The organism is Thalassobacter stenotrophicus (assembly GCF_001458315.1).
Classification (GTDB): domain Bacteria; phylum Pseudomonadota; class Alphaproteobacteria; order Rhodobacterales; family Rhodobacteraceae; genus Thalassobacter; species Thalassobacter stenotrophicus.
Window position 1 is genome coordinate 673,345 of record NZ_CYRX01000033.1, and the last position, 9,276, is coordinate 682,620.

The 9,276-nt window shown below is 57.7% G+C and carries 9 protein-coding genes and 1 tRNA gene; 8 read left to right on the forward strand and 2 right to left on the reverse strand.

Annotation, left to right across the window (positions count from 1 at the left end; translation table 11 throughout):
- Positions 1-59 precede the first annotated feature (59 nt).
- The gene (locus THS5294_RS17765; protein ID WP_038005018.1) at positions 60-344 is read right to left on the reverse strand and encodes an SCP2 sterol-binding domain-containing protein; all 285 of its coding nucleotides are present in this window, start codon (positions 342-344) and stop codon (positions 60-62) included.
- 80 nt (positions 345-424) lie between these two features.
- On the opposite strand from THS5294_RS17765, the gene THS5294_RS17770 reads away from it, so the two are divergent.
- The 5 genes from THS5294_RS17770 to THS5294_RS17790 all read left to right on the forward strand — a co-directional run bounded on the left by THS5294_RS17770 (position 425) and on the right by THS5294_RS17790 (position 5,339).
- Entirely contained in the window at positions 425-1,003 is a 579-nt protein-coding gene (locus tag THS5294_RS17770) for a tetratricopeptide repeat protein (protein ID WP_058124761.1), read from the forward strand.
- A gap of 12 nt (positions 1,004-1,015) precedes the next feature.
- Positions 1,016-3,778 carry a helicase-related protein gene (locus tag THS5294_RS17775; protein ID WP_058124762.1) on the forward strand — a complete coding sequence of 921 codons (2,763 nt, stop codon included), beginning with the start codon at positions 1,016-1,018 and terminating at the stop codon, positions 3,776-3,778.
- Positions 3,779-3,781: 3 nt separating this feature from the next.
- Positions 3,782-4,156, forward strand: coding sequence for an RNA-binding S4 domain-containing protein (locus THS5294_RS17780; RefSeq protein ID WP_058124763.1), 375 nt, complete (start codon positions 3,782-3,784; stop codon positions 4,154-4,156).
- A gap of 63 nt (positions 4,157-4,219) precedes the next feature.
- Positions 4,220-4,558 (forward strand): ferredoxin FdxA, encoded by a 339-nt coding sequence (gene fdxA / locus THS5294_RS17785; protein WP_038005026.1) that lies wholly within the window; start codon positions 4,220-4,222, stop codon positions 4,556-4,558.
- Between the two features lie 271 nt (positions 4,559-4,829).
- Positions 4,830-5,339 carry a CarD family transcriptional regulator gene (locus tag THS5294_RS17790; RefSeq protein ID WP_038005028.1) on the forward strand — a complete coding sequence of 170 codons (510 nt, stop codon included), beginning with the start codon at positions 4,830-4,832 and terminating at the stop codon, positions 5,337-5,339.
- A gap of 48 nt (positions 5,340-5,387) precedes the next feature.
- Here THS5294_RS17790 and THS5294_RS17795 read toward each other — a convergent pair whose 3' ends face one another.
- Positions 5,388-6,137: an adenosylcobinamide-GDP ribazoletransferase gene (locus THS5294_RS17795; RefSeq protein WP_058124764.1), complete on the reverse strand. Its 750-nt coding sequence runs from the start codon at positions 6,135-6,137 to the stop codon at positions 5,388-5,390.
- Positions 6,138-6,226: 89 nt separating this feature from the next.
- Between THS5294_RS17795 and cobT the strand changes: the two genes are divergently transcribed.
- The 3 genes from cobT (at position 6,227) to THS5294_RS17815 (ending at position 8,779) form a co-directional block, all read left to right on the forward strand.
- Complete coding sequence (gene cobT, locus THS5294_RS17800) at positions 6,227-7,228, forward strand: nicotinate-nucleotide--dimethylbenzimidazole phosphoribosyltransferase (RefSeq protein WP_058124765.1); 1,002 nt, start codon at positions 6,227-6,229, stop codon at positions 7,226-7,228.
- Between the two features lie 54 nt (positions 7,229-7,282).
- Positions 7,283-7,358 (forward strand) — tRNA-Thr (locus THS5294_RS17805).
- 351 nt (positions 7,359-7,709) lie between these two features.
- Positions 7,710-8,779, forward strand: a protein-coding gene (locus tag THS5294_RS17815; protein WP_116904322.1) for an IS3 family transposase whose coding sequence is annotated in 2 segments (ribosomal slippage) — positions 7,710-7,959 and positions 7,959-8,779 — 1,071 coding nt in all. Because the reading frame shifts where the segments join, the coding sequence is not laid out codon by codon here.
- Positions 8,780-9,276: the final 497 nt, after the last annotated feature.

A 9,276-nucleotide genomic window follows, 5' to 3' on the forward strand; every position in this document is an offset into this window, starting at 1 on the left:
GACCGCGACTGATATCACTGTGATAGGGCGCTTGTTCGAACATCTGCGCGCTTGGGGGATCAGCTAAGAGCCGCGCCCAGCTTCATGGCTGTTGCCATATCGCCGTCCACGGTCAGCTTGCCACCCATAAACGCGGCGGTTGGGTTGATCTCACCCGAGATAATGCCGCGAAACGTGTCTTCATCGGCCGTTAGGGTGCATTCTGCGTCGTCGTCACCTGCGCGCACGCCATCTGCGTCCACCATGATGGCGCCTTCGTTCTCAATCACAAATTTGGCAGACCCATCGAAGCTTTCGATCTTGCCTGCCAGAACGTCTACGGCCGAGTTCACGATGTCGCTCATGTCTATTCTCACTTTTTTGTCCAAATGACGCTTTTGCCTGCGCGCTTTTGCTCGCATTTCCGGCGGCGTGGTCTATCCTTATGAATAAGATGGAACACCCCGTACGAACTCTCAACCGCCTATTGGCAATTCTGTGTGCTGGTTACGTCACGTTTGTGGGCGCGGCCCATGCACAAGGGCGTGAGGACGATGCACGCGAGCTGCTCGAAACCTTGCGTGAGGCACCTGTCGAGGAAGCCGCTCGGTTGACCGGCGAAATCCTTGAGCGATGGTCACACTCCGGGTCTGCGGCCTTGGATTATTTGTTATCTCGTGGGCGGGACGCGTTGGACGCTGAAGATTACGGCGCGGCCATTGAACATCTGACGGCGCTCACCGATCACGCACCCGATTTTGCCGAAGGCTGGAACGCTCGGGGCACCGCGTTTTTCCTGACGGAACGGTTCGGCTTGGCGGCGGCAGATTTGGAACGCGCGCTTGCTCTGAATCCCAATCATTTCGGCGCGCTGTCGGGACTTGGGGTCATTTACGAACGCATTGATCAGCCTAAGGCTGCTTTGCAAGCTTTTGAGGAAGCCCTCAAAATTCACCCACACATGGAAGACGTCAGAGCCGCGGTGGAGCGTTTGCGCGCTCAGACCCAAGGCGTCGCTCTTTAAGAAAGCCAAACAATGGATCGTGCTGGGGTGACGGCTGTTTTAGGGCCGACGAACACCGGAAAAACGTATTACGCGATTGAGCGGATGCTGAGCTATAACTCCGGGATCATCGGGTTGCCGCTGCGCCTGCTTGCGCGCGAGGTGTATGATCGGATCGTGGATCTTCGCGGACCGGGCGTGGTTGCGCTTGTCACAGGTGAGGAGCGGATCGTACCGCCGCGGGTGAAATACTGGGTGTGCACAGTAGAGGCGATGCCGCAGGGGGTGGGCGCGGATTTTGTCGCGATTGACGAAATCCAGCTGTGCGCCGATCCGGACCGAGGGCATGTGTTCACCCAGCGATTGCTGGAAATGCGGGGCACCCATGAGACGCTGTTTATGGGTGCGGATACCATGCGCGGCCCGATATCGGAGCTTGTACCAGAGGTGCAATATGCGCGGCGGGATCGATTTTCGGACCTGACGTATACTGGCCCCAAAAAGATCAGCCGGATGCCGCCTCGCTCTGCAATCGTTGGATTTTCGGTGGATCAGGTTTATGCGATCGCCGAATTGTTGCGTCGCCAAAAGGGTGGGGCGGCTGTCGTCATGGGCGCGCTCAGCCCCCGAACCCGCAATGCGCAGGTTGCGATGTATCAAAACGGTGAGGTCGACTACTTGGTGGCGACGGACGCCATTGGCATGGGCCTCAATCTCGATATCCGCCACATCGCGTTTTCATCTACGACCAAATTTGACGGCCGACGGATGCGCTCGCTTGCGCCCAATGAATTGGCCCAAATTGCGGGGCGGGCAGGGCGCTATATGACACCGGGCACGTTTGGTGTGACCGGTGAGGCGGGCGCGATTGATGACGAAACAGTTGCGGCCATAACGGCGCATAATTTCCGCCCAATCCAAAAGCTACAATGGCGCAACAGTCGCCTCGACATGGGCTCACCTGAGGCGTTGATCGCCTCGCTAGAGGCCCCATCAGATGATCCCATGCTGGTGCGCGGGCGTGAGGCGGATGATGTCGGCGCGCTTAAGGCGATCTGTGATCTGGAGGGCATTCGCGTGCGCCTGCGCGACGCGCGCGATGTGCGGCTTTTGTGGGATGTGTGCCAAATTCCCGACTTTCGTGGTATCTCATCGTCTGAGCACGCGGGTCTTTTGGCGCGCATTTTTGAGTTCCTGCATGATGGTGGGGGTGTGCCGACTGATTGGTTCGCGCGGCAGATCAAACGCATCGACCGGACGGATGGCGACATTGACACATTGTCGAAACGTCTGGCGTTTATACGCACATGGACGTATGTGGCGCAGCGAAAGGGCTGGGTGGCCGATGAGAGCCATTGGCGCGACGCCACCCGTGCTGTAGAAGACCGATTGTCAGATGCGCTTCATGGTGCCCTGACGCAACGATTTGTTGACCGGCGGACAAGTGTCTTGCTTCGGCGGTTGAAGATGAAGGAGGGCCTGGTGGCCGACATTAACGATAAAGGCGAGGTCATGGTTGACGGCGAAATGCTCGGCCGCCTCGAAGGATTCCGCTTCCGTCAGGAGGCCAGCGCCACGCCGGACGAAGCGAAAACCGTCCGTCAAGCTGCCACCACTGCGCTCCGTCCCGAGTTCCATTTGCGCGCGGACCGTTTCTATAACGCGCCGGACACGGAGATGGATTTCACCGAGCAAGGTGGCCTGATGTGGGGCGATCAAGCGATTGGTAAGCTGGTCAAAGGCTCCGAGGCGCTGAAGCCCACTGCTGAGGCCTTTGTTGATGATGATGCGGGTCCAGAGGTTGCGCAAAAAGTGCAGCGTCGTTTGCAGCACTTTATTGATCGCAAAGTTGCAGCCGCGTTCGAGCCGTTACTTGCGATGTCCAAAGACGAGAATGTCACCGGGATTGCTCGGGGCTTTGCGTTCCAAATGGTCGAAGCCATGGGTGTTCTGCCCCGCGCAAGCGTCGCGAACGATGTGAAGGCGTTGGACCAAGATGCGCGCGGCCTGTTGCGTAAGCATGGTGTCCGCTTCGGTCAGTTCACAATTTTTCAGCAATTGTTGCTAAAGCCCGCGCCGACGCGTTTGCGGTTGGTGCTGTGGTCGCTTTGGAATGACCTGCAGGAATTCCCCGAAGCCCCGCCCCCCGGTCTGGTGACTGTGCCCAACCTGACGGACATGCCGCAGGGGTACTATGCCAACGCGGGCTACGTCTCTGCTGGGCAGCGTGCGATCCGTATCGACATGCTGGAGCGTCTGGCGGACATGCTGCGGACGATGGACACACGCGGCGGCTTTGAAGCGACCGCTGATATGCTGTCGATCACCGGCATGACGCTGGAGCAGTTTGCTGATCTGATGCAAGGTCTGGGCTACAAGGCCGAGCCGGGAAGCCGTGAAAAGGTTAAGGCCAAAGCCAAAGAGCTGACGGCTGAGGAAATCGCTGCTGAAGTCGCCGCGAAATCAGAGGCCGCCGTTGACGCTGCGCCGGTTGAGGATGTCGCGCCTGCTGAAGGTGTTACTGAGGAAGCACCTGCCGAGGCCGTTGCAACAGCGCCTGAAGGCCCTGAGATGGAGAGCTTTTATACGTTCTCGTGGGAGCCAAAGCGCCGTCCGCAGCAAGGTAAAGGTCGTCGCGATGATACGGCGCCGCGCAAAGGTAAGGGCAAGCCTCAAGGCAAGTTCAAGCGCGATGACGGACCTCGCACTCATTCTGCCAAGCCAAAGCGCAAGGAAAAGCCGGTTGATCCGGATAACCCATTTGCTGCGGCACTTGCTGGCCTCAAGACCAAGTAAGGCATGACCGAGCCTACTGCGAAACAGCGACTAGATAAGTGGCTCTGGCAGGCGCGGTTTTTCAAAACACGAGGACTTGCGGCGGCGATGGTCGGCGCAGGTCACGTACGGGTCAATGGCGAAAAAGCCAGTAAACCGGCGGCACAGATCAAGGTTGGCGATACGCTGACCTTTAGCCAAGGCACCCGCGTCCGAATTGTGAAAATCCTGGCTCTTGCGACGCGCCGAGGCCCCGCGCCTGAGGCGCAAGGGCTTTACGAGGATCATTCGCCCGCGCCTATCCCCAAGCCAGATGCACCGCCTGAGCGGATCGGGGGACGTCCCACCGGGAAAGATCGTCGCAAAATCGATGCTTTACGCCCACGTGCGCTTGAATGATTGTCATGCTGCGTTTACATCGGCCCCGGTGGAATTGCCCCGCAACCGAATGAGACATGATTCATGACCTACGTCGTCACCGACAACTGTATCGCCTGCAAATTCACAGACTGTGTTGAAGTCTGCCCCGTTGATTGCTTCTACGAAGGCGAGAACATGCTGGTGATCCATCCCGATGAATGCATCGACTGTGGTGTTTGCGAGCCAGAATGCCCTGCTGACGCGATCCGGCCCGACACCGAGCCAGACATGGAAAAGTGGGTTGAGTTCAACCGTAAGTATTCCGAGGCCTGGCCCGTAATCATCACCAAAAAAGACCAACTGCCCGACGCAGAGGCACTGGACGGTGTTGAGGGCAAGCTTGAGACTCACTTCTCTGAGGCTCCTGGCGAAGGCGGCTGATAGCCTGTTCTGCCTCTACGTAAGAGCGGTTTAAGCAGGGGTTTCATCGCCTTTTAGGTATGCCAAACGCCCTATTGCGACCGTGGCGCTTTATCAAAAGCGTATTTTGTGGTATACACTCACGATAGGTTGGCCGCGCCAGCCCGAGATCCAGCGCTGCCGCATCGGATCCAATTGAAACGCAGAGAATGCAATGTGCCTCTGGAACGCGATTTCCTAGGGCGCAATTTTGTCGGTCTGCAGACTATGAACGCAAAAGAGGAGCATGCCCATGAGCAAGTCCAACAACGATTTTCATCCGGATGAATACGTGGTCTATCCAGCACACGGTGTCGGCCAGATTGTGTCAATCGAAGAGCAGGAAATCGCCGGACTGACCTTGGAATTGTTTGTCATCTCGTTCGCGAAAGACAAGATGACGCTTCGGGTTCCGACCCATAAAGCCACTGAAGTGGGTATGCGCAGCCTGTCGTCACCTGATGTGGTGTCGCGCGCGATGGACACTCTAAAGGGCAAGGCCCGCGTGAAGCGTGCAATGTGGTCCCGCCGGGCGCAGGAATACGAGCAAAAGATCAATTCAGGCGACCTGATTTCCATCGCGGAGGTCGTGCGCGACCTGCACCGTGGTGATGACCAGCGTGAGCAAAGCTATTCCGAGCGTCAGTTGTACGAAGCCGCTCTTGAGCGGTTAACCCGTGAGCTGGCTGCCGTGGATGGCATCGAGGAATCTGGCGCGCAGGAGCGTGTGGATAGTGTGCTTGTGGCCCGTGCCGCAGCCTAAGCGAGCCGGATAGGAATTGGTGAAAGGCGTCCCTCGGGGCGCCTTTTTCTATTGTGTAAAGATGGCGGCAAACGCCGTGAGGCACAGCAGTTCCGCTACAACCTGTGCGGCACCTAAGACATCGCCGGTTTGGCCGCCAATCTTTGACTTTGCCAGCATGCCTAGCGTGATCGCAACAAGCGCGACGACTGCCAAGCCGATCACTGTGGCGAGCGGTCCAACGCAACCCAGTGCGATGAAGGTGGCAATTACGCCTGATATTGCCGCCGTGGCCTGGGGTGGTCGTCCTGTTGTGTGAGAGAGCCCTGTGTCGCGCGCGTTGGGTAGGGCGGTCATGAGTGCGGGTAGGGGGGCACGCGACAACGCCGCAGCCGCCACGAGTGCAAAGGGCGCGACCCCCAGCAACGCGCCCCAAAGCGCCCAACGCCACAGAAACGCGAGGACCAATGCGATTACGCCGTATGTGCCAATGTGGCTGTCCTTCATGATCTCTAGTCTGCGGGCGGGTGTCCATCCGCCCCAGAACCCATCGGCGGTATCCGCGAGGCCATCTTCGTGCATCGCGCCCGTTATCATGACCTGTATCACCAACCCGACCGCAACCGCGGCCATCCCCAGGCCAAGCGCCATGAGGCCCGTTGCCGCCGCAACCGCAATGCCGCCCACCACAAGTCCGACAACCGGAAAAGCCCAGGCCCATGTGGTGAATCCAGTCTTGGAAAAGTCGGCATGGATAGGCAGCCGTGTGAGCAACGCGCAGGCGCGCCGGAAGTCCCCTAAGATGTCGACTGACGTCATTTTAGTCTCTTTCCCTCTAAGTGCTGCGGCGATAGACCGTTTTCGTGCGGTTCGACCCGTGCTTAGCGAACGACAGCAGAGAGTCCCAGATGTTTACAACGACCGCCGAGTTTCTTGATCTTCTACACAGCGCTCCGGGCCCCCATCCCCAAGCGCAGGCGGACGCAGCGGATCGCAATGCGCAGTTGACCAAGCCCCCGGGCGCACTTGGTCGGCTTGAGGACCTTGCTCAATGGTATGCAGGATGGCGAGGTGATGCGCGCCCCTCAATTGATGCGGCTCAGATCGTAGTTTTTGCGGGCAATCACGGTGTGTGCGCGCAGGGTGTGAGCGCGTTTCCGTCCGAAGTGACGGCGCAGATGGTGTTGAACTTTCAAGCGGGTGGTGCGGCGATCAACCAGTTGGCTAAGGCTGTTGGTGCCCGGCTTGATGTTCATGCGCTGGATCTTGACCGCCCAACGCAAGATTTCACCCAAGCGCCTGCGATGACCGAAGCGGAATTGGTTTCGGCGTTGCGCGCAGGCTGGGACGCCGTGCGCCCCGAGACGGACCTTTTGGTCGCGGGTGAAATGGGCATTGGCAATACAACGTCGGCAGCCGCGATTGCCTGCGCGCTGTTTGGTGAAGAACCTGCTGACTGGACGGGGCGGGGCACTGGTGTGGATGACGCAGGTCTCGTGGCTAAGACCGCAGCTGTTTCGACGGGCGTCTCGCTTCATGTCGGGCGCTCAGGTTTGGACGTATTGCGCTGCCTTGGTGGGCGCGAGATCGCTGCCATGGCCGGTGCGATCGCGGCAGCGCGGAGCCGCCGCATCCCAGTTATTTTGGACGGTTTTATTTGTTGCGCGGCTGCTGCGTGTCTTGCAGCCGAAGCGCCAGACGCACTGGCGCATTGTGTGGCGGGCCATAAGTCTGCGGAGGCTGCACACGGCGAAGTCCTTAACGCACTTGGCTTGTCGCCTTTGCTGTCGCTGGACATGCGTTTAGGTGAGGCTTCGGGCGGCGCCGCTGCAATTTCCATCCTGCGCGCCGCCGTCGCCTGCCATTCTGGGATGGCGACTTTTGCAGAAGCTGGGGTCGCAACAGAATAAGTTGTATTTCGGGTCTTGCAGGCGCCGATAAATGGCGTTATCCGCTCCCCCAGTGCCCCTATAGCTCAGCTGGTAGAGCAACTGATTTGTAATCAGTAGGTCCGCGGTTCGAGTCCGTGTGGGGGCACCACTTTTCGTTTGATTTCAACGGATTTTTGAGGCTACTCGCTCTGGGCAGATTCGGTGTATTCGCTTGTAGAAGCAAGGTGCAAGCGTTGTTATGGGGCGACAGTTGCTTCTTAGTTGTCGGGTATGGGCTCATCTTGGGCGGAAAACAGTAGTTCGCTTTACATTCAAAGTTGTCAGTAGCTGCGCCTCATTCAGGACATTTACATCTGATCGACTATTCCATTGAAAGTATCGCTAGGGGGTGATTTCTGGCTCGGAGCATTTCAACGAAAGCGGTACTTACTGCCGGACCTGCTCCCCTGAAATGTCCGGTGTTTATCGTTAGCCTGTTCTCCAACTGAGGAGACAGACGATGAAGAGAAGCCGTTTCAGCGAAGAACAGATCATTGGGATATTGAAAGAAGGTCCGGCTGGGCTTGGTGCGAAGGAGCTGTGCCGCAAGCATGGTGTCATTGATGCGACGTTTTGCAAATGGCGGTCCAAGTATGGCGGCATGGAGGTGTCGGATGCGAAGAAGCTGAAGGCGCTTGAGGTTGAGCACGCCAAGCTGAAGAAGCTGCTGGCGGAACAGATGATGGATGTATCGACGCTTAAGGAGATGCTGGGAAAAAACTTTTGAGGCCTGGTGCGCGACGCAGAGCAGCGAGTTGGGTCATATTAGAGAATCGATACAATCAGAAACGGGCCTGTGCCTTGGCCGGGATCAATCCGCGCGTCTATCGGCGAGTGTCCAAGCGACCTGCCGATACTGACCTGCGGGATCGACTAAAGGAGCTGTCATCTGAAGGGCGGCGCTTCGGCTATAGTCGGCTGCACATCTTGCTCAAACGCGAGGATTGGCATGTGAATTGGAAGAAGCTGTACCGGATCTATAGCGAAGAAGGGCTAACAGTTCGCAAACGGGGCGGTCGCAAGCGCACAGTGGGCACCAGGGCGCCAATGACGATCCCGCAGGGGCCGAACCAACGGTGGTCCTCGGACTTTGTGTCTGACAGCTTGTTATGTGGCCGTCGGTTCCGCATCCTGAACGTGATCGACGACTTCAGTCGCGAATGTTTAGCAGCGGTCGTCGATACTTCCTTGTCGGGTCAGCGAGTAGCCCGTGAGCTGGATCAGATCGCTGATACACGCGGATATCCGTGTTTAGTGGTGTCAGATAATGGGACTGAACTGACGTCGAACACGATCCTAAAATGGCAAGAAGACCGCAAGGTCGACTGGCACTATACCACCGCGGCGCGAAAGCCCATGTCGAATGGATTTGTAGAGAGCTTCAATGGTCGGATGCGCGACGAGTGCTCGAATAAGCATCTGTTCGACAACTCACGCCACGCCCGCAATCTGGTGGCAGCACGGCGCACCGACTTCAACCCTTACCACGACCGCCCACGTTCTAGTCTCGCTGGCCTGACACCGGGGTAATATCTTAATCGCTAAAAGAAAGACCGAAATCTGATCAGAGCTAACCTTATTGAACGGGTTCGAAGAGGAGCAGGTCAGGGGGAGGTGCCAGTGGCCTTTGCAAGGCAGCAAGGTCAAAGCCGGATCTGTTGTTTTGTTCCGTACACTTGGTAGCGGTTATTGAAGCCTTGGCGAGACAGCGCCCACCGTAGAGACATGCAGGACTCGAGAGTAATGCAGGGATGTGGATCGCAACTTACTATTTTGATCTGATCGAAATTTGGTTCCTGGTCCAAATCTCGCTCCAAACACTCTCGTCTGTTCCTGTGGCCGTCTTCGGCTGCGCCAAGTGGAGGGGACGGTGAATACAGGGTTACCATCATTGAGGGACGTCGCGAGTCGGGCAGGGGTGGTGTTGGCCAGGCTGATTCATCCCCGAATTTCGTGTAAAATGGCGTTCGACCTGTGGATAAGTGACGTGTTGGTCATATTAAGGATGTTTCGAGTCGGGTGGGGGT